The 22,683-nt window shown below is 65.3% G+C and carries 24 protein-coding genes; 19 read left to right on the top strand and 5 right to left on the bottom strand.

The window, feature by feature from the left end; all coding sequences use genetic code 11:
• Positions 1 to 16 precede the first annotated feature (16 nt).
• The 17 genes from ndk (at position 17) to ACYVHH_RS09815 (ending at position 17,503) form a co-directional block, all read left to right on the top strand.
• Positions 17 to 442 (top strand): nucleoside-diphosphate kinase, encoded by a 426-nt coding sequence (ndk, locus tag ACYVHH_RS09895; protein ID WP_460564973.1) that lies wholly within the window; start codon positions 17 to 19, stop codon positions 440 to 442.
• Positions 443 to 449: 7 nt separating this feature from the next.
• Positions 450 to 1,598, top strand: a complete 1,149-nt coding sequence (gene rlmN, locus ACYVHH_RS09890; RefSeq protein WP_460564972.1) for a dual-specificity RNA methyltransferase RlmN — start codon at positions 450 to 452, stop codon at positions 1,596 to 1,598.
• On the top strand, positions 1,595 to 2,392 hold the full coding sequence (gene pilW, locus ACYVHH_RS09885; RefSeq protein ID WP_460564971.1) for a type IV pilus biogenesis/stability protein PilW: 798 nt from the start codon (positions 1,595 to 1,597) through the stop codon (positions 2,390 to 2,392). The genes rlmN and pilW overlap by 4 nt, the downstream gene beginning before the upstream one ends.
• Entirely contained in the window at positions 2,385 to 3,374 is a 990-nt protein-coding gene (locus ACYVHH_RS09880; protein ID WP_460564970.1) for a RodZ domain-containing protein, read from the top strand. The genes pilW and ACYVHH_RS09880 overlap by 8 nt, the downstream gene beginning before the upstream one ends.
• Positions 3,375 to 3,377: 3 nt before the next feature.
• Positions 3,378 to 4,649 (top strand): flavodoxin-dependent (E)-4-hydroxy-3-methylbut-2-enyl-diphosphate synthase, encoded by a 1,272-nt coding sequence (gene ispG / locus ACYVHH_RS09875; protein ID WP_460564969.1) that lies wholly within the window; start codon positions 3,378 to 3,380, stop codon positions 4,647 to 4,649.
• Positions 4,650 to 4,679: 30 nt separating this feature from the next.
• Positions 4,680 to 5,975: a histidine--tRNA ligase gene (gene hisS, locus ACYVHH_RS09870; RefSeq protein WP_460564968.1), complete on the top strand. Its 1,296-nt coding sequence runs from the start codon at positions 4,680 to 4,682 to the stop codon at positions 5,973 to 5,975.
• A 57-nt stretch (positions 5,976 to 6,032) separates the two neighbouring features.
• Positions 6,033 to 6,686 (top strand): YfgM family protein, encoded by a 654-nt coding sequence (locus tag ACYVHH_RS09865; RefSeq protein ID WP_460564967.1) that lies wholly within the window; start codon positions 6,033 to 6,035, stop codon positions 6,684 to 6,686.
• A 10-nt stretch (positions 6,687 to 6,696) separates the two neighbouring features.
• Entirely contained in the window at positions 6,697 to 7,842 is a 1,146-nt protein-coding gene (gene bamB, locus ACYVHH_RS09860; RefSeq protein WP_460565276.1) for an outer membrane protein assembly factor BamB, read from the top strand.
• On the top strand, positions 7,839 to 9,176 hold the full coding sequence (gene der / locus ACYVHH_RS09855; protein ID WP_460564966.1) for a ribosome biogenesis GTPase Der: 1,338 nt from the start codon (positions 7,839 to 7,841) through the stop codon (positions 9,174 to 9,176). Before bamB ends, der begins: the two co-directional genes overlap by 4 nt.
• A gap of 63 nt (positions 9,177 to 9,239) precedes the next feature.
• Complete coding sequence (gene hfq, locus ACYVHH_RS09850; protein ID WP_460564965.1) at positions 9,240 to 9,503, top strand: RNA chaperone Hfq; 264 nt, start codon at positions 9,240 to 9,242, stop codon at positions 9,501 to 9,503.
• 89 nt (positions 9,504 to 9,592) lie between these two features.
• Complete coding sequence (hflX, locus tag ACYVHH_RS09845) at positions 9,593 to 10,717, top strand: GTPase HflX (RefSeq protein ID WP_460565275.1); 1,125 nt, start codon at positions 9,593 to 9,595, stop codon at positions 10,715 to 10,717.
• Between the two features lie 46 nt (positions 10,718 to 10,763).
• Positions 10,764 to 12,119: an FtsH protease activity modulator HflK gene (hflK, locus tag ACYVHH_RS09840; RefSeq protein WP_460564964.1), complete on the top strand. Its 1,356-nt coding sequence runs from the start codon at positions 10,764 to 10,766 to the stop codon at positions 12,117 to 12,119.
• A gap of 20 nt (positions 12,120 to 12,139) precedes the next feature.
• Positions 12,140 to 13,024, top strand: coding sequence for a protease modulator HflC (gene hflC / locus ACYVHH_RS09835; RefSeq protein WP_460564963.1), 885 nt, complete (start codon positions 12,140 to 12,142; stop codon positions 13,022 to 13,024).
• Between the two features lie 148 nt (positions 13,025 to 13,172).
• Positions 13,173 to 14,339 carry an ATP phosphoribosyltransferase regulatory subunit gene (locus tag ACYVHH_RS09830; RefSeq protein WP_460564962.1) on the top strand — a complete coding sequence of 389 codons (1,167 nt, stop codon included), beginning with the start codon at positions 13,173 to 13,175 and terminating at the stop codon, positions 14,337 to 14,339.
• Positions 14,340 to 14,366: 27 nt separating this feature from the next.
• Positions 14,367 to 15,755 carry an adenylosuccinate synthase gene (locus ACYVHH_RS09825; protein ID WP_460564961.1) on the top strand — a complete coding sequence of 463 codons (1,389 nt, stop codon included), beginning with the start codon at positions 14,367 to 14,369 and terminating at the stop codon, positions 15,753 to 15,755.
• Positions 15,756 to 15,795: 40 nt separating this feature from the next.
• Positions 15,796 to 16,320: a phosphoribosyltransferase gene (locus ACYVHH_RS09820; protein WP_460564960.1), complete on the top strand. Its 525-nt coding sequence runs from the start codon at positions 15,796 to 15,798 to the stop codon at positions 16,318 to 16,320.
• A gap of 10 nt (positions 16,321 to 16,330) precedes the next feature.
• Positions 16,331 to 17,503, top strand: coding sequence for a cystathionine beta-lyase (locus ACYVHH_RS09815; RefSeq protein ID WP_460564959.1), 1,173 nt, complete (start codon positions 16,331 to 16,333; stop codon positions 17,501 to 17,503).
• Here the strand turns inward: ACYVHH_RS09815 and mnmH are convergent.
• Both mnmH and ACYVHH_RS09805 read right to left on the bottom strand, forming a co-directional pair.
• The gene (gene mnmH / locus ACYVHH_RS09810) at positions 17,479 to 18,552 is read right to left on the bottom strand and encodes a tRNA 2-selenouridine(34) synthase MnmH (protein WP_460564958.1); all 1,074 of its coding nucleotides are present in this window, start codon (positions 18,550 to 18,552) and stop codon (positions 17,479 to 17,481) included. The genes ACYVHH_RS09815 and mnmH overlap by 25 nt on opposite strands.
• A 15-nt stretch (positions 18,553 to 18,567) precedes the next feature.
• The gene (locus tag ACYVHH_RS09805) at positions 18,568 to 19,224 is read right to left on the bottom strand and encodes an arylesterase (protein ID WP_460564957.1); all 657 of its coding nucleotides are present in this window, start codon (positions 19,222 to 19,224) and stop codon (positions 18,568 to 18,570) included.
• Between ACYVHH_RS09805 and ACYVHH_RS09800 the strand changes: the two genes are divergently transcribed.
• Positions 19,223 to 19,912, top strand: a complete 690-nt coding sequence (locus ACYVHH_RS09800; protein ID WP_460564956.1) for an ABC transporter ATP-binding protein — start codon at positions 19,223 to 19,225, stop codon at positions 19,910 to 19,912. The genes ACYVHH_RS09805 and ACYVHH_RS09800 overlap by 2 nt on opposite strands.
• Positions 19,913 to 19,922: 10 nt before the next feature.
• Positions 19,923 to 20,669 carry a 23S rRNA (guanosine(2251)-2'-O)-methyltransferase RlmB gene (gene rlmB / locus ACYVHH_RS09795; protein ID WP_460564955.1) on the top strand — a complete coding sequence of 249 codons (747 nt, stop codon included), beginning with the start codon at positions 19,923 to 19,925 and terminating at the stop codon, positions 20,667 to 20,669.
• A 16-nt stretch (positions 20,670 to 20,685) separates the two neighbouring features.
• On the opposite strand, the gene ACYVHH_RS09790 is transcribed toward rlmB, so the two are convergent.
• The 3 genes from ACYVHH_RS09790 to fabG are packed head-to-tail and all read right to left on the bottom strand — an operon-like array spanning position 20,686 to position 22,648.
• Positions 20,686 to 21,282 (bottom strand): chromate transporter, encoded by a 597-nt coding sequence (locus tag ACYVHH_RS09790; protein WP_460564954.1) that lies wholly within the window; start codon positions 21,280 to 21,282, stop codon positions 20,686 to 20,688.
• Positions 21,279 to 21,890 carry a chromate transporter gene (locus ACYVHH_RS09785; protein WP_460564953.1) on the bottom strand — a complete coding sequence of 204 codons (612 nt, stop codon included), beginning with the start codon at positions 21,888 to 21,890 and terminating at the stop codon, positions 21,279 to 21,281. The genes ACYVHH_RS09790 and ACYVHH_RS09785 overlap by 4 nt, the downstream gene beginning before the upstream one ends.
• A gap of 14 nt (positions 21,891 to 21,904) precedes the next feature.
• Positions 21,905 to 22,648, bottom strand: a complete 744-nt coding sequence (fabG, locus tag ACYVHH_RS09780; protein WP_460564952.1) for a 3-oxoacyl-ACP reductase FabG — start codon at positions 22,646 to 22,648, stop codon at positions 21,905 to 21,907.
• Positions 22,649 to 22,683 lie beyond the last annotated feature (35 nt).

The raw sequence follows: 22,683 nt of genomic DNA, 5'->3' as shown, positions 1-22,683 counted from the left end.
ATCCCTAGGTAACAAAATGGCCATCGAACGCACCCTTTCCATCATCAAACCCGACGCCGTCGCCAAGAACGTCATCGGCCAGATCTACTCCCGCTTCGAGGCCGCTGGCCTGAAGGTCATCGCTGCCAAGATGGTGCACCTGTCGCGCGGCGAAGCCGAGCAGTTCTACGCCGTGCACAAAGAGCGTCCTTTCTTCAAGGATCTGGTGGACTTCATGATCTCCGGCCCGGTGATGATCCAGGTGCTCGAAGGCGAAGGCGCCATCCTGAAGAACCGTGACCTGATGGGCGCCACCGACCCCAAGAAGGCCGCTCCGGGCACCATCCGCGCCGACTTTGCCGACAGCATCGACGCCAACGCCGTGCACGGCTCCGACGCGCCTGAAACCGCCGCCGTGGAAGTGTCGTTCTTCTTCCCTGGCATGAACGTCTACTCGCGTTGATCATGTCATGACGGCCAATTTGCTCGATTTCGACCTCGAGGGGTTGGCTGCCTTCTGTGAGCGGCTCGGGGAAAAGCGTTTCCGAGCCGTTCAGCTTTTTCGCTGGATTCATCAGAAAGGCGTGGCCCGCTTCGAGGACATGACCGATCTGGCCCGCAGCCTGCGTGAGAAGCTGCCGGGCGTGTGCGAAGTGCGCGGTCTGCCCGTACTCTCGCAGCAGGACTCTGCCGACGGCACCATCAAATGGCTGTTCGACGTCGGCGACGGCAACGCCGTCGAGTCTGTTTTCATCCCCGAGGATGACCGTGGAACGTTGTGCGTATCCAGCCAGGCTGGCTGCGCAGTGGGTTGCCGTTTCTGCTCCACCGGTCACCAGGGCTTCAGCCGCAACCTCAGCACGGGTGAAATCGTTGCCCAGCTCTGGTTTGCCGAACACTACTTGCGGCGCAAGTTCAACACGCAGGAGCGTGTCATCTCCAACGTGGTGATGATGGGCATGGGTGAGCCGCTCCAGAACTACAGTGCGCTCGTTCCGGCCCTGAAGGTGATGCTGGACGACCACGGTTACGGCCTGTCCCGCCGCCGGCTCACGGTGTCCACCTCTGGCGTCGTGCCGATGATGGATCGCCTGGCGCAGGATTGCCCGGTGGCGTTGGCCGTTTCCCTGCACGCGCCCAACGATACCCTGCGCGACCACCTGGTCCCGCTGAACAAGAAATACCCGCTGGCGGAGCTGCTGGATGCCTGCCTGCGCTACCTGCCCGCAGCACCAAGGGACTTCATTACCTTCGAGTACTGCATGCTCGACGGGGTGAACGACCAGCCCGAGCACGCCCGTGAGCTGGTGGCGCTGCTCCAGCAGCACGCGGGGCGGGGCGTTCCGTGCAAACTCAACCTCATCCCCTTCAATCCCTTCCCGGATTCGGGGCTCAAATGCTCGTCTCGCGCAACGGTGCAGGCCTTTGCTCAAGCGCTCAACGGCGCAGGTATCGTCACCACCGTTCGCAAGACGCGGGGAGACGACATCGATGCCGCCTGCGGACAGCTGGCGGGCGACGTTCTGGACCGTACCAACGCCGCCCGGCGCCTTGCACAGCGCCGTGCCGCCGCTGAAGAGCAGCCTGTCGTCTGGAAGAAGAAGGAGACCCACCGATGATGCCCGCTCGCTGGCTTGCTGCTGTGTTCGTCCTGCTCACGTTGATGGGCTGTGCGGGCGGTGCCGGTGACTATGTCACCGGCTCGGGCAGGGACCTGGTGACGGAGTCCGACGAGCCACAAGCCCGCAAGCGCGCCAGGGTGAGGTTGCAGCTGGCTGCCGGTTACTTCGAGCAGGGCCAGAACACGGTCGCGCTGGACGAGGCCAAGCAGGCCATTGCGATCGATCCGACCTTCGTGGCGGCCTACAACTTGCGGGGGCTGATCTACATGCGCCTCAACGAGATGCGGCTGGCGGAGGAGAGCTTTCAGCAGGGGCTGCGTGTGAACCCCCGCGACCCCGATACGCTGCACAACCTGGGCTGGATGCGTTGCCAGGAAGAAAAGTACAGCGAGGCTTCACAGCTGTTCACGCGCGCGCTGGCCGTTCCCAACTACGCCGCCGCGGCCAGGACCTGGATGGCGCAAGGCGTATGCCAGGCGCGCGCCGGCCAGTTCAGCGAGGCGGAAGCCAGCTTCACGCGCTCCTTCGAACTGGATCCCGCCCAACCTGTCACCAACTACAACCTGGCCGTGCTGCTCAACAAGCGGGGTGAGTCCGAGCGTGCCCGCTATTTCGTGCGGCGCGTGAACACCTCAGACTTTGCGAATGCCGAGTCGCTGTGGCTGGGCATCAAGATCGAAAACCGCTTGCGCAACCACGAAGCGGCACGGCAACTGGGTGAGCAGCTGCGGCGCCGTTTCCCGGAGTCCCGCGAAGCCGGTGCCTATGAAAGAGGAGCGTTCAATGAGTGACACGTTGGTGCAGGTGTCCACTGCCCCCTCCCAGGAAGCGCCCGCCGCCGAACTGGGGGGCGTGGAGCTTTTGCGCGCGGCGCGTGAGCGGGCTGGTCTGCATGTGGTTGCATTGGCTGCCATGCTCAAAGTGCCGGTTCAGAAGCTGGAGGCATTGGAGGCTGGCCGCTTCGATGAGTTGCCCGACGCCACCTTTGCACGGGCCCTGGCTTCAAGCGTGTGCCGCACGCTCAAGATCGATGCGGCGCCGGTGCTGGCGAGCCTGCCACAGGCCAAGGGCGTGCGGCTGGTTGAAGAGGGCTCGGGTCTGAACGCGCCATTCCCACTGCACTCCGCGCGAGCCATGTCGGCGGGGGAGCCGGTGGTCAACAAGCCCCTTTCAAAGCCCGCAGTGGCTGCGCTTGTCATGTTTTTCCTGGCAGGTTTGCTCTGGTTCCTGCTCCCGGAGGACGGTTCCTGGTCGCTTGCCAATTTGTTCGACGACAACAGGCCCGATGCGGCACAAGCCGTTATGGTTCCGGCACCGCTACAGACGGCCGATGCGCTGCCGCAGGCTGCCAGCGAACAGGCTCATCCTGAGGATGCCGCCCCGAGTCCAGTGGCCGGGTCGTCCTCTTCCGATTCGGGCGGCGCTCCAGCGTCCAGCTCTGTGCCTGCGCAGCCGGTTGCCGAAGTGGCTGCCGCGGTCACTCCCGTGACGAGCCAGGCGGCTGCCGAAGCGCCAGCTCAACCCGTCGACCTCAGTCGCCAGCCCTTGACCCTCAAGGCCAAGGAGGCAAGCTGGGTTCAGGTCACTGGTGCCTCTGGCCGGGTGCTGATCCAGCGCAGCCTCCAGTCCGGCGAGGTTGTATCGGTCGGGACCGATCTTCCGCTGACGGTGGTGATCGGGCGTGCCGATGAGACCGAGGTTTTGGTGCGCGGAGTCCAGTTCGACCTGACGCCGCATGCCCGCAACAATGTGGCGCGTTTCGAGGTGAGGTGAGCCGTGGATCGACATACCGACGCTTCTGAGGCAACGCCTCTCGGAGGCGCCCTGCAACGCAAATCCCGCCAGGGTGTGGTGGCCTGGGGTGACCACAAGGTCACCGTAGGAGGCGATGCCCCCGTGCGCGTGCAGTCCATGACCAACACCGACACGGCGGACGCCATCGGCACTGCCATCCAGGTGAAAGAACTGGCGCTGGCTGGCTCCGAGCTGGTGCGCATCACGGTGAACAACGACGAGGCGGCCAAGGCTGTGCCGCATATCCGCGAACAGCTGGACCGCATGGGCATCCCTGTGCCGCTGATCGGTGACTTCCACTACAACGGGCACCGCCTGCTCACCGAATACCCGGACATGGCGCAGGCATTGTCCAAGTACCGCATCAACCCGGGCAACGTGGGCCGGGGTGACAAGAAAGACCGCCAGTTCGGCCAGATGGTCGAGGCGGCGGTGCGCTGGGGCAAGCCGGTACGCATCGGTGTGAACTGGGGCAGCCTTGACCAGGATCTGCTGGCGGCCATGATGGACGAGAACGCCCGGCGTGCGCAGCCCTGGGATGCCAAGCAGGTGATGTATGAGGCGCTGATCACGTCTGCGCTGCAGTCTGCCGCCCAGGCGCAGCAGATGGGCATGAAGCCCGAGGACATCGTGCTGTCCTGCAAGGTCAGCGGCGTGCAGGATCTCATTGCCGTGTACCAGGAGTTGAACCGCCGCTGCGACTATCCCCTGCACCTGGGGCTGACAGAGGCAGGCATGGGTACCAAGGGCACGGTGGCGTCGGCAGCCGCGCTGTCGGTGTTGCTGCAGCAGGGCATCGGCGACACCATTCGCGTGTCGCTCACCCCGCAGCCGGGCGAGGCGCGCACCCAGGAAGTGGTGGTGGCCATGGAGATTCTGCAGGCGCTGGGCCTGCGCAGCTTCGTGCCCAGCGTCACCGCATGTCCGGGCTGTGGGCGCACCACCAGCACGGTGTTCCAGGAGTTGGCCAAGCAGATCGACGACTACCTGCGCGCTTCCATGCCGCAGTGGCGCGAGAGCTACCCTGGCGTGGAAAACCTCAAGGTCGCTGTGATGGGGTGCATCGTCAACGGGCCGGGCGAAAGCAAACATGCCGACATCGGCATCAGCCTGCCCGGCACGGGCGAGGCACCTGCCGCGCCTGTGTTCATCGACGGCGAGAAGCGTGTCACGCTGCGCGGGGACACGATTGCTGCGGATTTCCAGCAGATCGTGGAAGACTACATTCAGAAGAAGTTCGGCGCGTCCGTCTGAGGCGCGCTCGACCAGAAGCAGGCAAAGCAAATGGCAGAAAAACTCAGTGCCGTCAAAGGCATGAACGACATCTTTGCGCCCGAATCGGCGCACTGGGAGTGGCTGGAAGGCAAGGTGCGCGACCTGATGGCGCGGTACGCCTACCGCAACGTGCGCACGCCTATCGTCGAGCCCACGGGCCTGTTTGTGCGTGGCCTGGGCGAGGTGACCGACATCGTCGAGAAGGAGATGTACTCCTTCGAGGATCGCCTGAATGGTGAGCAGTTGACGCTGCGCCCGGAGGCCACGGCTGGCGTGGTGCGCGCCGTCATCGAACACAACCAGCTTTACGAGGGCCCCAAGCGCCTGTACTACATGGGCCCCATGTTCCGCCATGAGCGCCCGCAGCGCGGCCGTTACCGGCAGTTCCACCAGATCGGCGCCGAGGCGCTCGGCTTTGCGGGGCCCGACGTGGACGCGGAATTGATCGTCATGGCGGCCGACCTGTGGGCCGAGCTGGGCCTGACGGACGTGACGCTGGAGATCAACAGCCTGGGCCAGCCCGCCGAGCGGCAGGCGCACCGGCAGGCACTCATCGCCTACCTGGAGCAGCACCAGGACCAGCTGGACGAGGACGCCAAGCGCCGCCTGCACAGCAACCCGCTGCGCATCCTGGACACCAAGAATCCGGCGATGCAGGCGCTGGTGGAAGCCGCACCCAAGCTGATGGAGTACCTGGGCGAGGAGTCGCTTGCGCACTTCAATGCCTTGCGCGCGTTGCTGGACGCGCAGGGCATTGCCTACCGCATCAATCCGCGCCTGGTGCGAGGCATGGATTACTACAACCTGAGCGTGTTTGAATTCGTCACCACGTCGCTGGGTGCGCAGGGCACGGTGTGCGCCGGCGGCCGTTACGACGGGCTGATCGCACAGATTGGCGGCAAGCCTGCGCCAGCCGTGGGCTGGGCGCTGGGGGTCGAGCGCATCCTGGAACTGCTCAAGGCGCAGAACCTTTTGCCTGCCACCCCGGTGCCTGACTGCTATGCCGTCGTGCCCCAGGCGCAAGGGCAGGCACAGGTGATGCAGGCGTTGCGCGCCTTGCGTCAGGCTGGCGTGTCGGTGCAGATGCACGCGGGCGGCCCGGACGGCCAGGGCAGCATGAAGTCACAGTTCAAGAAGGCCGATGGCAGCGGCGCGCGCTACGCGCTCATCTTTGGCGAGAGCGAGTTGGCTGCCGGCCAGGTGTCGGTCAAGCCGTTGCGTGCCGACGGCGCGGCTGGCGGAATCACGGAGCAGACCGCGCTGCCGCTCGCCGAGGCCGCTTCCTGGGCGCACCGCCTCAAATGAGGCCGCTGCCGGGCAGCCTACAATCCCTTGCAATCCTCTGAACACTCATCGCCCTGAATGGCTTCTCACTACGACCTCGAAGAGCAGGAACAGCTCGCCCAGATCAAACATTTCTGGTCCAAGTACGGCAACCTCATCACGTGGCTCCTGATCGCGGTGCTGGGGGCTTTTGCGGCCTGGAACGGCTGGCAGTACTGGCAGCGCAAGTCGGCCCTGGAAGCCGCCGTTCTTTACGAGGAACTGGAGCGTGCTGCCCAGGCCAACGACGACGAGAAGCTGCGCCGGGTGTGGGCTGACATCCAGTCCAAGGCGGCGGGTGCGGTACAGGCCCAGCAGGCCGGGCTTCTTGCCGCCAAGGTGTTTTACGACGAGGGGAAGGCTGACGACGCCAAGGCGGCCCTGAACTTTGTCATTGGCAAGACCAGCGACGAAGGCATGGCTGCCGTGGCGCGCTTGCGGCTGGCGGGTCTGGAGCTGGATGCCAAGGCCTACGATGCCGCCCTAAAGGCGCTGGATGCCAAGGTGCCCGCCGCGTTTGAGGGCCTGGTCGCTGACCGCCGTGGCGACGTGCTCCAGGCCCAGGGCAACGCCGATGCCGCCCGCCAGGCGTACAAGGACGCCTACGCCAAGCTGGACCAGGCTGCCGATTACCGCCGCATCGTTGAAGCTAAACTGAATGCGTTGGGTGTGGACCCCACCGCAACCCCCTAATGGAGACCTCCTGGTGAAAGCAACCCGTTCTGCCAACCGGTTTCGTACGCTGCCCGTGGTGCTGGCAATGGCTGCGGTGCTGGCCGCATGCTCGTCCGGCAGCAAGAAGCCCGAACCGGCTCCGCTTGTTCCGGTGACTGCACTGGTTTCTGCCCGGCAGGCCTGGAGCCTGCAAGTGGGCACTGGCGCACCTCTCGTTGAGCCTGCTGTGTCCCGCAACACCGTGGTCTTCGCCAACGCAGCGGGTTCGCTCGTGGCGGTCGACGCACAGGCGGGCAGGGAAGCCTGGCGCGCCGACGTGGGCTCAGCGCTGGCCGCTGGCGTGGGTTTTGACGGCGAAACCGCAGCCGTCGTGACCAAGGACAACGACCTGGTCGCAGTATCTGCGGGCCGTGAGCTTTGGCGCACCCGCCTGGCTGCGCGCGTTTTTACTGCGCCACTGGTGGCTGGTCAGCGGGTGTTCGTTCTCAGCGGTGACCGCAGTGTCTCGGCTTTTGATGGCAAGACCGGTGCCCGCCTCTGGACCCAGAGTGCCCGGGGCGCGGACGCCCTGGTGCTGCAGCAGGCCGGTGTCCTGATGGCCGTCGGCGACACCCTGGTGACGGGCATTTCGGGGCGCTTGACCGGCCTCAACCCGGCCAACGGCGGCGTCCGCTGGGATGCCGCCATCGCCAGCCCGCGTGGTGTCAATGAGATCGAGCGTCTGGTCGACCTGGTCGGGCGTGTGGGCCGGGTGGGCGACCAGGTCTGTGCCCGTGCGTTCCAGTCGGCTGTTGGCTGCGTGGATGCCAACCGTGGCGTCCTGGCCTGGACCAAGCCCGCGAACGGGGCCGTCGGTGTCCATGCGGACCCTGACCATGTCTATGGCAGCGAGGCCAATGGCCGTGTGGTGGCGTGGAAGCGCGCCTCGGGAGACGTTGCCTGGTCCACCGACCGGCTGCTCAACCGGGGCCTGACCGCTCCGCTGGCGGCTGGCCGCTCCATCGTCATCGGCGATGCGCAAGGTTATGTGCACCTGCTGTCCCGTGAAGACGGTAGCATGCTCAACCGTCTGACCACAGATGGTTCCCCCATCGTTGCTGCGCCTTTCCTGGCGGGCAATACCCTGATCGCCGTCACCCGCAACGGTGGCGTGTACGCCTGGCGTCCTGAATGAAACCTGTCATCGCCCTCGTCGGGCGGCCCAACGTCGGCAAGTCGACGCTGTTCAACCGTCTGACCCATACCCGCGACGCGATCGTGGCCGACTTCCCCGGACTGACGCGGGACCGCCACTATGGCAATGCGCGCCTGGGCAAGCGCGAATTCATCGTGATCGACACGGGCGGTTTCGAGCCTGACGCAGGCAGTGGCATCTACAAGGAAATGGCCAGGCAGACCCAGCAGGCCGTGGCCGAGTCCGATGTCGTCATCTTCGTGCTGGACGCGCGCGCGGGTTTGAGCGCGCAGGACCACGACATCGCCAACTACTTGCGCCGCCTGGGCAAACCCTGCCTGCTGGTGGCCAACAAGGCCGAGGGCATGAAGGCGGGCGCACAGCTGTCGGAGTTCTACGAGCTGGGCCTGGGCGACGTGCTGCCCGTTTCCGCAGCGCACGGGCAGGGCGTTCGCTCCATGGTGGAGTCGGCGCTGGACAAACTGCCCTGGGCCGACGACGCTGCCGATGAGGAGCCAGCCGAAGGCGCCGAGACGGTGATCAAGCTGGCTGTGGCAGGGCGCCCCAATGTCGGGAAATCCACCCTGATCAACGCTTGGCTCGGGGAGGAGCGCCTCGTGGCCTTCGATATGCCAGGCACGACCCGCGACGCGATCTCGGTCCCGTTCGAACGCAATGGCCAGAAGTTCGAGCTGATCGACACGGCCGGCCTTCGCCGCAAAGGCAAAGTGTTCGAGGCGATCGAGAAGTTCTCGGTGGTCAAGACGTTGCAGGCCATCGAGAACGCGCATGTGGTGCTGCTCCTGATTGACGCCACGCAGGGCGTGACGGACCAGGACGCGCACATTGCAGGTTTCGTCCTGGAGAGCGGCCGCGCGGTCGTCGTGGCGATCAACAAGTGGGACGCCATCGACAGCTACCAGCGCGAGCAGCTGCAGCGTTCCATCGAAAGCCGCCTGGGGTTCCTCAAGTTTGCGGCCATGCACATGATTTCCGCGAAGAAGCGGCAGGGCATCGCGCCGCTGTGGAAGTCGATCGCGCAGGCCTATGCCTCGGCCACGCGCAAGATGTCCACCCCTGTGCTCACGCGTCTGCTGCAGGAAGCGGTGGCCTTCCAGGCCCCCAAGCGCGGCGGCATGTTCCGTCCCAAGATGCGCTACGCCCATCAGGGCGGCATGAACCCGCCGGTGATCGTGATCCACGGCAACTCCCTGGAGCACGTGGGCGAGGCCTACCGCCGCTTCCTGGAAGGTCGGTTCCGCAAGGCCTTTGACCTGGTCGGAACGCCTCTGCGCATCGAGTTCAAGACTTCGGCCAATCCCTACGACGCCTAGGTCTCGCCCCATGGGTGATCCGCCGCGGCCCTTGCTGTGGTATGGTCGCACTTCCACAACTTTTTGAACACGGAGCATATCGTGAGCAACAACAAAGGCCAGCTTTTGCAGGATCCCTTTCTGAACCAACTCCGCCGCGAGCACGTGCCGGTGTCTATCTACCTCGTCAACGGGATCAAGCTTCAGGGGCAGATCGAGTCCTTCGATCAGTACGTCGTCCTGCTGCGCAACACGGTCACCCAGATGGTCTACAAGCACGCCATCTCCACCATCGTTCCGGGCCGTCCGGTCCAGTTCAGCGCTACCCAGTCTGGCGAAGCAGCCTGAGTGGCGCATTTTGAGGGCCGGTGCCCCGTGACCGGCTCCAAGCACACCAATTGACTTCCCCTGAAAAAGCCCCTCCGGCTCTGCCAGGCGTGATCCTGGTGGGGGTCGATCTGGGGCTTCCTCATTTCGACGAAGACCTTGAAGAGCTCGCGCAGCTGGCCACCACGGCCGGTTATGTCGTGCTTGACAGGGTGACCTGCAAGCGGCGTGCGCCCGATGCCGCGCTTTTCGTCGGTTCCGGGAAGGCTGACGAGATCAAGGCACTGGCGCTAGGCCATGATGCCAAGGAAATCCTCTTTGACCAGGCTTTGAGCCCGGCTCAGCAGCGCAACCTTGAGCGTCACATGGGCATGCCCGTGAACGACCGCATCTTGCTGATCCTGGAGATCTTCGCGCAGCGGGCACGCAGCCACGAGGGCAAGTTGCAGGTCGAACTGGCTCGGTTGCAGTACCTTTCCACGCGGTTGGTCCGGCGCTGGTCGCACCTGGAACGTCAGAGCGGTGGCATCGGCATGCGCGGCGGCCCTGGTGAAACACAGATCGAACTGGACCGCCGCATGATCGGCGATGCCATCAAGCGCACTCGCGAGCGGCTCGACAAGGTCAAGCGCCAGCGCAGCACGCAGCGGCGCCAGCGGGACCGGCGCGGGGCATTCAACATCTCGCTGGTGGGTTACACCAACGCGGGCAAGTCGTCTCTGTTCAACGCGCTGGTGAAGGCACGGGCCTACGCGGCCGACCAGTTGTTCGCCACACTCGACACGACCACCCGCCAGATGTACCTGGGTGAACTGGGGCGAAGCGTATCTCTCTCCGATACGGTGGGCTTCATCCGGGACCTGCCTCACACGCTGGTGGATGCCTTCGCAGCAACCTTGCAGGAAGCCCGCGACGCCGACCTTCTGCTGCACGTGGTTGACGTCTCGAACCCCGCCCATCCGGAACAGATCCAGGAGGTGTTGCGCGTCTTGCACGAAATCGGGGCTGCAGATGTGCCGCAGATACTGGTGTTCAACAAGCTTGATGCGCTTGATCCAGGTCAATGGCCTCTGGAAATGGTCGATCAAACGGAACTAGATGGCCAGAGCGTTCCTCGTATCTTTCTCAGTGCACGTACCGGCCGGGGCCTGAACCAGCTTCGTCAGCTGCTGGCAGAACGTGTTGCATCGATGGGTTGTGCCGTGCAACCCGGCGAAGCGCGGGTGCCCGGCTGATTCGGCACAATAGAACCTTGTACTTCCTCCTTCATCATCATTGCTCATGAACTTGAATCCGCTGAACCTTCGCCCGCCCCGCTGGAGTCGCGTGAGGGGTATGTTCAACCTGAACGACCCCCGCTGGGGGCGTGACGACGAAGGGAATTCGTCCGGACAGGGTCGCAATGCCCAGGGGGATGACGATCGGCGTCACGAAGAGCCGCCACGGCAGCGGCCCCAGGGGCAGGGGCCCGACCAGGGGCCGCCGGACCTGGATGAACTCTGGCGGGATTTCAACCGCAAGCTCGGCGGGCTGTTCGGCGGCCGGGGCGGGCGTGGTGGCCAGGGTGGCGGCACGCCGCCCGGCTTCAGGCCCGACCCCAAGAACACGGGTATCGGCGTTGGCCTGATCGCCGGTGTCGCGGCGCTGATCTGGCTTGGCACAGGTTTCTTCATCGTGCAGGAAGGCCAGCAGGCCGTCATCACGCAGTTCGGCAAGTACCACAGCACGGTAGGGGCGGGCTTCAACTGGCGTCTGCCGTATCCGATCCAGCGGCACGAGTCGGTGTTTGTCACGCAGATACGGTCTGTCGACGTCGGCCGTGATGCCATCGTCCGGGCCACCGGGCTGCGCGAATCCGCCATGCTCACGGAGGACGAGAACATCGTCGAGATCAAGTTCGCGGTCCAGTACCGTCTGAACGACGCGCGGGCTTATCTGTTCGCCAGCCGGGATCCGGATGCGGCCGTGCTGCGCGCAGCTGAAACGGCCGTCCGCGAAGTGGTGGGCAAGATGAAGATGGACGCTGCCCTGGCCGAGGAGCGGGACCAGATTGCTCCCCGCGTCCGCACGCTGATGCAGACCATCCTGGACCGTTACAGCGTGGGTATCGAGATTGTCGGCATCAACCTGCAGCAGGGTGGTGTTCGACCGCCCGAGCAGGTCCAGGCGGCTTTTGACGACGTGCTGAAGGCTGGCCAGGAGCGTGAACGCGCCAAGAACGAGGCCGAGGCCTATGCCAACGACGTTGTGCCACGCGCACGAGGCGCCGCGTCCCGCCTCATGGAAGAGGCAGAGGGCTACAAGGCGCGCATCGTTGCACAGGCGCAGGGTGATGCCCAGCGCTTCCGTCTGATCCAGGCCGAGCACGCCAAGGCCCCGCAGGTGATGCGCGAACGCCTGTACCTGGAGGCGATGCAGGAGGTATACGGCAGCGTGACCAAGGTGCTGATCGATACCCGGCAGAACTCCAACCTGCTGTACCTGCCGCTGGACAAGATCATGCAGTCCGTGTCGTCCTCGGCGCCTGCTGCGGGCGGCGCGTCCAGTGGCGCAACGGCACCTCCGGCACCACCTCTCCTGCCCAACGACGCTCGCGCCCGTGACGATTCCCGTTCACGCGAACGTGAAACCCGCTGAACGCCAGGAGAACGCACACCATGAACAAGCTTGGCTTCATCATTTCATCCTTCCTGGTGGCACTGGCCATCGCCAGTTCCATGCTCTTCGTCGTCGATCAGCGCCAGTTTGGCGTTGTCTACGCGCTGGGGCAGATCAAGACCGTCATCACCGAACCCGGCCTGAACTTCAAGCTGCCGCCGCCGTTCCAGAACGTGTCCTACATCGACAAGCGGCTGTTGACGCTGGAAAGCACGGACACCGAGCCGACGCTGACGGCCGAGAAGCAGCGCGTCGTGATCGACTGGTATGTGCGCTGGCGCATCGCGGAGCCGTCTGCTTACATCCGCAACGTGGGTGTGGACGAGCGCGCCGGCGCCATCCAGCTCAACAGGGTGGTGCGCAACTCCTTCCAGCAGGAGGTCAACAAGCGAACCGTGCGTGAACTGCTTTCCACCCGCCGTGAGCAGCTGATGGAAGACGTAAAGCGGGAAGTGCTTGCTGCCGTCCGTGGCGCCGAGAAGCCCTGGGGTATCGATGTGGTCGACGTGCGCATCACCCGGATCGACTACGCGGAGACCATCACCCGTTCCGTGTACGACCGCATGGAGGCAGAGCGCAAGCGCGTGGCCAACGAACTCCGCTCCACCGGCTTTGCCGAGGGGGAAAAGATCCGTGCCGACGCTGACCGCCAGCGTGAGGTCATTGTGGCCGAGGCTTTCCGCAACGCCCAGAAGATCAAGGGTGAAGGGGACGCCGAGGCCGCCCGTGCCTACAACGAGGCTTTCGGGCGCGACCCGGCCTTTGCACAGTTCTACCGCAGCCTGGAGGCCTACAAGGCCAGCTTTGCCAACAAGAACGACGTCATGGTGGTTGATCCATCGTCCGAGTTCTTCAAGACGTTCAAGGGCGCCAGCGGACGCTGAGTCAGGCTCTCGCCAGGGGCCGCCACAGGCGGCTCCGGCGGCTCTGTGACACATGCCTGTGGCGGCCGTCCATGTCCGTGGCGGCCGCTTTTTTCATGGGGTGTCCAGACCCCGGTAAAATCCTCTTTTTAACAGCCCTCCCATCCCCATGTCTGCCTGGGTCCTACCGGATCAAATTGCCGATGTCCTGCCCTCCGAGGCCCGGCACATCGAAGACCTGCGCCGTGCCTTGCTGGATACCGCTCGTGGCCACGGCTACGAGCTGGTGATGCCGCCGCTGATCGAGCACCTGGATTCCCTGCTGACCGGCACGGGCGAGGCGCTCGACCTGCAAACCTTCAAGCTGGTGGACCAGCTGTCGGGGCGGTCGCTCGGCTTGCGAGCCGACACCACGCCGCAGGTTGCCCGCATCGACGCCCACCTGCTCAACCGCCAGGGCGTGACGCGCCTGTGTTATTGCGGCCCTGTGGTGCACACTCGGGTCGACCGTCCGCACGCCACACGTGAGCCCCTGCAGCTTGGCGCGGAACTCTATGGCCATGCCGGCCTGGAGGCCGATCTGGAAGTGCTTGAGCTGGCCCAGGCCTGCCTGCTGGCCAGTGGCATGGAGCAGCTGGCGCTGGACTTGGGTGACGTGCGGATCATCGATGCCGTGCTGGCAGGGCAGGCGCTCGACGCTGGCACCGTTGCGCGCATCCACTCCGCGCTGGCGGCCAAGGATGTGGCCACGCTGGATGCGTTGAGCAAAGGCCTGCCGCAGGCGGTGCGTGACGACCTGCTCGCATTGCCCACCCTTTACGGGGACGTTTCGGTGCTGGACGAGGCAGCTCGTCGCCTGCGTTCCAGCCCGCTGCTGGACAAGGCGCTGGGCGATCTGCGCTGGCTGGCGTCTCACCTGCAGGGCATGACGGTGTCGTTTGACCTGGGTGACTTGCGCGGCTACGCCTACTACACAGGTGTGCGGTTCTCCATGTTTGCCGCCCAGCGTGCTGGCGGCCGTCTGGTGGAACTGGTGCGCGGGGGCCGCTACGACGAGGTCGGCGCGGTGTTCGGCCGCAAGCGCCCGGCGGCAGGTTTCAGCCTGGACCTCAAGGAGCTGGTGGCAGCAGTGTCCGCACCGGCGCTGCAGGCGGCCATCCGCGCCCCCTGGGGCAGTGATTCCGCGTTGCGCTCGACGATAGCCCGTTTGCGCGCCGCAGGCGAGACCGTGGTGTGCGTGCTGCCCGGGCATGAGCACGAGGTGGACGAATTCCTTTGCAACCGCGCACTCGTGGCGCGAGATGGCCAGTGGGTGGTGGAGCCACTGACTGCCTGAGAACCCCTTTTGTTGGATCGGTACCAAATGAACCAAAATTCTTTCAAGGCCCAGCCCGGGCGCAACGTCGTGGTCGTGGGCACCCAGTGGGGTGATGAAGGCAAAGGCAAGCTGGTGGACTGGCTGACGGAGACCGCGCGTGGCGTCGTCCGTTTCCAAGGTGGGCACAACGCGGGCCACACGCTGGTCATCAATGGCGTGAAAACGGCACTGCACCTCATTCCCAGCGGCATCATGCGCCCTGGTGTCAAGTGCTACATCGGCAACGGCGTGGTGTTGTCGGTGACCAAGCTGCTGGAAGAAATCGCCGGGCTGGAGAAGGCTGGCGTGGAAGTGCGTTCGCGCCTGCGGGTGAGCGAAGCCTGCCCGCTGATCCTGCCTTTCCATGCTGCCATCGACGTGGCCCGCGAAGCCGCCAAGGAAAAAGCCGGTGTTGCCAAGATCGGCACGACTGGGCGCGGCATTGGCCCCGCTTACGAGGACAAGATCGCTCGCCGTGCGCTGCGCGTGCAGGACCTGAAGCACCCCGAGCGCTTCGCCGCCAAGTTGCGCGAACTGCTGGATTTGCATAACCACCTGCTGACTTCCTACCTGGGGGCCGCAGACATGGATTGGGGCCCGGCGTTCGAAGGTTTCATCAAGGAAGGGCGCATCCAGTTCGAACCGGTGTTCGAGCAGGCCATGCAGCAGGCCGAGCAGCTCAAGCCGATGATCGCCGACGTGTCGCGTGAACTGAACGAGGCAAACAAGGCGGGCGTCAACCTGCTGTTCGAAGGCGCGCAAGGCACGTTGCTGGACATCGACCACGGCACCTATCCGTTCGTGACTTCCAGCAACTGCGTTGCTGGCAATGCGGCAGCGGGCGCGGGCGTTGGCCCGGGCATGTTGCACTACGTGCTGGGCATCACCAAGGCGTACTGCACCCGTGTGGGCGGCGGCCCGTTCCCCACCGAGCTGGACTGGGAAAAGGAAGGCACGCCGGGCTACCACATGAGCACCGTGGGTGCCGAGAAGGGCGTGACCACTGGCCGTTCGCGCCGCTGCGGCTGGTTTGATGCCGCGCTGCTGAAGCGCTCGGCCCAGGTCAATGGCCTGAGCGGTCTGTGCATCACCAAGCTGGACGTGCTGGACGGCTTGACCGAACTGCAGCTGTGCGTGGGCTACAAGCTCGACGGCGAGATCATCGACATTCTGCCGCTGGGGGCCGACGAAATCGCCCGCTGCGAGCCGATCTACGAAACGCTGCCGGGCTGGAGCGATTCGTCTGTGGGGGTGACCCGTTACGAAGATCTGCCCGCCAACGCGCAGGCCTACCTGAGCCGCATCGAGGCAGTGACGGGTGTTCCCATTCACGTGGTGTCCACCAGCCCGGACCGCGACCACACCATTCTGTTGCACCACCCCTTCGCCGCCTGAGCGGCAGCCTACCCAAGACCCTCTGAAACGGAGATCCGATATGCTGACCGAAGACGGCAAACACCTGTACGTGTCTTACGACGAGTACCACAACCTGATCGAAAAACTGGCGATCAAGGTGCACCAGTCGGGCTGGGAGTTCGACACCATCCTGTGCCTGGCCCGCGGCGGCATGCGCCCGGGTGACATCCTGAGCCGCATCTTCGACAAGCCCCTGGCCATCATGTCCACCAGCTCGTACCGGGCGGAAGCGGGCACGGTGCAGGGCCAGCTGGACATCGCCCGTTACATCACCACGCCCAAGGGCGAGATTGCAGGCCGTGTGCTGCTGGTGGACGACCTGGCTGATTCCGGCCACACGCTGCGTGCTGTGATCGACATGCTCAAGAACAACTACCCGCCCATCACCGAGCTGCGCAGCGCGGTGATCTGGACCAAGGCGGTGTCGGTGTTCACGCCGGATTATTCGGTGGAGTTCCTGCCCACCAACCCGTGGATCCACCAGCCTTTCGAGGGCTACGACAACATGCGCCCGGCGCAACTGCTGGCCAAGTGGAAGGTTTGAGCGGGCCTCCATGGACCTGCGCACTGGACTGATCCATCACCCCTACGTGCCGCCGCCCGAGTTCGAGGCGGTGGCGCCGGGCGTGCACAAGGCCTCCACGGTCATCTTCCCAGGCGTGGCGGCCATGCGTGCCCGCGACTGGAAGAACAAATCGGCCTACACGTATGGCTTGCATGGCACGCCCACCACGTTCACACTGGAAGAGCGCATAGCGTCGGTGGAAGGCGGCAGCCATTGCCTGCTGGCCCCCAGCGGCCTGGCAGCCATCGCGCTGGTGGACATGGCGTTGCTGCGCACGGGCGAAGAGGTGCTGCTCCCCGACAACGCGTACGGTCCAGGCAAAACCCTGGCCGAAGGCGAACTTGCAGCCTGGGGTATCACCCACCGTTACTACGACCCTATGAACCCGGCCGACCTGGCTGCCAAGATCGGCGCGTCCACGCGCCTCGTCTGGCTGGAGGCCGCGGGCTCGGTCACGTTGGAGTACCCTGATGTGCCCGCGCTGGTGGCTGTCGTGCGCGAGGCGAATGCCTCCCGGCAGCTGATTGCGGCGCTGGACAACACCTGGGGTGCGGGAGTGGCGTTCCAGCCTTTTGACATGGGCGTGGACATTTCCATGCAAGCCCTCACCAAGTACCCCAGCGGCGGGGCGGACGTGCTGATGGGCTCGGTCGTCACGCGTGACGAGGCCTTGCACCGGCAGTTGCTGCTGACGCACATGCGCCTGGGCCTTGGGGTGGGTGCGAACGACGCGGAGCTTGTGCTGCGCGGGCTGAACAGCATGGTGTTGCGCTACCACGCGCAAGACACCACAACCCGTGAACTGGCCGCCTGGATGCAGGACCAACCCGGTGTGGCCAAGGTGTTTCACCCCGCCTTGCCAAGCTCACCGGGTCATGCGAGCTGGGCGCGCGACGCCAGAGCGGCCGCGTGCCTTTTCAGCGTGGTGTTCGACCCAGCCATCTCTGCGGAAAAAGTTGACGCCTTCTGCGACAGCCTCAAGCTGTTCCGTCTGGGTTACAGCTGGGCAGGGCCCATCAGCCTGTGCGTGCCCTACGACGTGCCTTCCATGCGAACAACGCCCTGGCCGCACGCCAGCCGCCTGGTTCGCTTCGCCGTGGGCCTGGAAGCCGCTGCCGACCTGAAGGCTGACCTGCTTCAGGCCATGGCGGCACTTTCCTGAGCGATCAGGTCGCGGGCGAGGGCGGCCATGGCCGCCTCTGATCGGCTGGCAACCGGACAGGGCAGCGCTTGCCCATACTGCACGAAGTTTCGGCGGATCGAAGCCGCGTACACCGGGTCGTAGTGCTTGGCCAGGAGTTCGTGTACCACGGCGTCCGAGCGGCCAGCCTGCACCATGTCCACCCATTCGTCGATCACTGCCTTGCCGCGCAATTCGGTGAGTGCGCGCAGGCGTTCGCAGAAGAACTCGCTGTCGCGCAGGAAGAAGTCGTAGTCTTCCATCAGCAGCGCCACGCGCTCATCCAGCGGCAGTTGCAGGTCCAGGCAGGGGCTGGCACGCATGGCGTCGATCAGGGCGTCAGGCACGCGCAGGTTCCCCACCTTCTTGCTTTCGCTTTCCACGAACACCACACGGGCGGGGTCGTAGGTGTGCAGGGCTTCCCACACGAGGGTGTCGAAGCGCTTCTGGCTGGGCTGCGGCTGGCCGGGGATCAAGCCGAGCACGGAACTGCGGTGTGAGGCCAGACCCTCCAGATCGAGCACCTGTGCGCCCTGGGCCGCCAGTGCCTGAAGCAGACGCGTCTTGCCCGAGCCTGTGGGGCCACACACCACCTTGTAGCGCAGGCGTTGCACCAGGGTCGGCAGGGATTCCACCAGCGCATTGCGTGACGCCTTGTAGCCGCCTTCGATCAGGGTGACCTGAAACCCGATGGCACTGAGTATGGTGGCCAGCGAACCACTGCGGTTGCCGCCCCGCCAGCAGTAGACCAGTGGCTTCCAGTTCTTGGGCTTGTCAATCACTTCGCGCTCGATGTGCGCGGCGATGTTGCGGGCGGCGAGCGCCGCGCCCCGCTTCTTGGCCTCGAAGGCGTTGACCTGCTTGTACATCGTGCCGATGACGATGCGCTCCTCGTTGTTGAGCGTGGGCCAGTTGATGGCACCGGGCAGATGGTCGAGGGCGTACTCGTCCTCGGTGCGGGCGTCGATGACGGTGTCGAAGTCGGCCAGACGTTCCAGGGCGGCGCTGGCGGGCAGGGTTTGCAGGGGCATACGGTGGTGATGGCTTCAGCGCTTGGGCAACAGCTTGCGCAGTTCAGGCCATACATTGTCCAGCATGCGGGGCTGGGCGCTCTCGTTCGGGTGGATGCGGTCGGCCTGGAACAGCGCAACCGGGTCGGGGCCGTCGGCCACGCCCTTGAGGAAGAAGGGGAGGAGGGCCGCCTTTTCGGCTTTGGCGACGTCGGCGAACATCTGCCGGAATTCCTCGGCATAGCGCGCGCCGTAGTTGGGCGGCATCTCCATGCCGAGCAGCAGCACCTTGGCACCGGCCTCGCGGGCCTGGCGGGCCATGGCCGAAAGGTTGCCACGGGTCATGTCCAGCGGCAGGCCGCGCAGGGCGTCGTTGCCGCCGAGTTCAATGACCACGATGGCGGGCCGGTGCTGCTGGAGCAGCGCGGGCAGGCGGGAGCGGCCGCCTGAAGTGGTGTCTCCGCTGATGCTGGCGTTGACCACGCGCACGCCAGCCTTGCTGCTGGCCAGGCGCTGTTCCAGCAATGCCACCCAGCCACTACCGCGGCGCAGCCCGTACTCGGCGCTGAGGGAATCGCCCACCACCAGCACAATGGGCTCCGGCTCCGCCCAGGCCGGGCAAGACCCCACGAGGGCGGCCAGGGCGGTGATGGCGTTAAAGTGTCGTCGATTCAACTTGAAGAGCCTTTCCATGTCGGATGTGATGATCGCAGTGCAGAACCTGTCGAAGTCGGTGAGCGACGCCACTGGCCAGCTGGACATTCTGCGTGAGGTCGATTTCGAGCTTTACAAGGGTGAAACGGTGGCCATCGTCGGGGCCTCCGGCTCCGGCAAGAGCACCTTGCTGGCCATCGTCGCCGGGTTGGACACGCCCAGCGCAGGAACGGTTCACATCGACGGCACGGATATTTTCGCTCTGGACGAGGATCAGCGCGCGGCCTTGCGGGCGCAAAAGGTGGGTTTTGTGTTCCAGAGCTTCCAGTTGCTGGGCAACCTCACGGCGCTGGAAAACGTGATGCTGCCGCTGGAGCTGGCCGGCCGGCGCGACGCCCGCACAGCGGCCACCGAGATGCTGCGGCGCGTGGGGTTGGGCGAGCGCCTGGGGCATTACCCCAAGGTGCTTTCGGGTGGCGAGCAGCAGCGCGTAGCGCTGGCTCGTGCCTTCGTGGTGCGCCCGGCGGTGCTGCTGGCCGACGAGCCCACGGGCAGTCTGGACTTTGCCACGGGGGAGCGTGTGATGGAGCTGATGTTCGAGCTGAACCGCGAACTGGGGACGACGCTCGTTCTGGTGACGCACGACCGGGCCATTGCACAGCGTTGCGAGCGCCGCATCACCATCGAAGCCGGGCGGGCCAGCGAGCCTGCGCTGGCCGAGGCGTGATAATCGAGGGATGTCCTCTCCCAAAGTCCTGTTCGGCTTCCATGCCGTTGGTGTGCGCCTGAAGACGGCGCCCGCGTCCATCATCGAGATTTACGTTGACCCCTCGCGCCGCGACGCGCGCATGAAGCAGTTCCTGGAGCGCGCCAAGGAAGCGGGCGCGCGGCTGATCGAGGCCGACAGCCTGCGCATAGCCAAGCTGGCGGGCAGCCACGGTCACCAGGGTGTGGCCGCGCGCGTGGAGCCGGTGGCGCAGGCCCGCTCGCTAGACGATCTGCTGGACCAGCTGGAGCAGGGCAGCGGCGACGCGCCCTTGCTGCTGGTGCTCGATGGTGTGACGGACCCGCACAACCTGGGTGCATGTCTGCGCGTGGCCGATGGTGCCGGTGCTCAGGCGGTGATCGCGCCCAAGGACCACGCTGCGGGCATCAACGCCACGGTGGCCAAGGTGGCCAGCGGCGCGGCAGAGACCGTGCCTTACTTCATGGTGACCAACCTGGCGCGCACGCTCAACGAGCTGAAGGAGCGCAATGTCTGGATCATTGGCACGAGTGACGATGCGCCCAAGACCATCTACCAGGTGGATCTGAAGGGCCCCGTGGCCCTGGTGCTGGGGGCCGAAGGGCCCGGCATGCGCCAGCTCACGCGCAAGACCTGCGACGAGCTGGTGAGCATACCCATGCGCGGCGCGGTGGAAAGCCTGAACGTGTCGGTGGCCAGCGCTGTGTGCCTGTACGAGGCGCTGCGCCAGCGCTCCTGACCCCGATCTGCCGGGCTCAGACCCAGCCCAGGGAGCCCAGCACGGCGCCAGCACCGAGCATCCAGAGCAGATGGAGCTTGGTGCGCCACACCAGCAGGGCGCTCACCACGGTCAATAGCCACAGCCGCCAGTCGCGTGCGGGGTCGTCATGCGCGGCGCTCAGCACCCAGCCTGTGGCGATGAGCAGGGCGATGACGATGGGTGCCATGCCTTGCTTGAACGCCTTCACCTCGCGCCGCTCGCGGTTGCGGTGGGCCCAGCGCGTTGCCACGTAGGTGAGTGTGGAGGAAGGCAGCAGGATGGCCGCCATGGTCAGCAGCACGCCGAGCACGCCCATGGGCCAGGCGGTGGTTCCCGCCACCACGCCGCCACCCGCGTTCACGCCCACTGTCCAGCCCAGCAGGGCAACGAACAGTACGTTGGGCCCGGGGGCAGCCTGGGCCAGCGCAATCGATGCGGTGAACTGGGCGTCCGTCAGCCATCCGTGCTGCGTCACCAGGTAGCGGTGCATGTCGGGTGCCGTGGTGATGGCGCCGCCCACTGCCAGCAGCGAGAGCATCAGGAAATGCAGAAAAAGCTGTACCCAGTCTGCGGCGTGCAGGGTGGCGGTCATGTCCTGTTCTCCGCGATCTGTGTGGCCAGGCGCGTCCAGGCCCAAATACACGCCACGCTGCCCAGGCCCAGCAGCACCCAGGCCAGGGGCAGCCGGGCCAATGCGATCGCCACGAACGTGGCCGCGGCGAAACCCCAGCAGACGAAGCGCCCCATCACGTTGTTCTGCAAGGCACCTATCAGCTTCAGCCCCGTGGCGGTGATGAGCCCTGCGGCCACGGCGCCCATGCCACGCAGGGCACCGAGTGCAGCGGGGGCGTCGGCAATGCTGGCGAACGCAACAGCCAGGACCAGCGCCACCAGCAGCGGAGCCAGCAGCATGCCCGCCAGCGCCGCCAGCGCGCCCGGCAGGCCGAAGTAGCGCCCGCCGATCATCAGCGAGAGGTTCACCACGTTCGGCCCAGGCAGTATCTGTGCCACGGCCCAGTCCTCGACGAACTGGTCGCGTGTCAGCCAGCGCTTCTTGTCGACCAGCTCACGTTGCACGACGGCCAGCACCCCGCCAAAGCCCTGCAGTGCCAGCCAGGTGAAGGACAGGAACAGATCCGTCTTGGAGCGAGGTTGACCCGCCACCTGGGGGCCTTCGGCAGGGGCGTTCGCCAGTGTCATCCAGTCACCTGCGGTCAGACCGTCATGCCGCCGCAGACCTCGATCACCGCGCCGTTGACGTAGCTGGCCTCATCGCTGGCCAGGAAGGCGTAGACGTTGGCGATTTCCTCGGGGCGGCCCAGGCGCTTGAGGGGCACCTTGTGCTCCATTTCCTGCAGCACCTTTTCGGGAATGGTCTGCAGGATGGGGGTGCTGACAAAGCCCGGCGCCACGGCGTTGACACGCACGCCTTTGGGCCCGAGTTCGCGGCTCCAGGTCTTGGTGAAACCGATCACGCCGAACTTGGTGGCGGCATAGTTGGTCTGGCCGAAGTTGCCGTAGATGCCCACGACCGACGAGGCGTTGAGGATGACGCCACTGCCCTGTGCCACCATGGCGTCGGCCACCGCCTGGGCGCAATGGAACACGCCACGCAGGTTCACGTCGACAACACGGTCGAACTGCTCTTCGGTCATTTTCTGCAGCCGCGCGTCCTGGGTGATGCCCGCGTTGTTGACCAGCACGTCAACGCGGCCCAAGCGCTGCAGCACCTGCTTCACGACGTCGTCCACCTGGGCACGCTGGGTCACGTCCATGGTGAAGCCGTGGGCTTGCGCGCCCGCAGCCAGGCATTGCGACACCACGTGGTCCACGTTGGCGGGGTTGACGTCGCAGACGATGACGACCGCGCCTTCCTGTGCGAACTTGAGCGCCGTGGCGGCGCCGATGCCCTGGCCCGCGCCGGTGACGATGCTGACTTTTCCTTCAAGACGTTTCATGCGGAGTGCGGGCGCCAAGCCCGGAAATGGACGAA

The sequence above is a fragment of the Hydrogenophaga aquatica genome, from assembly GCF_054780915.1.
The sequence above is the reverse complement of the archived record's forward strand: the minus strand, read 5'-3'. Positions and strand labels throughout refer to the sequence as shown.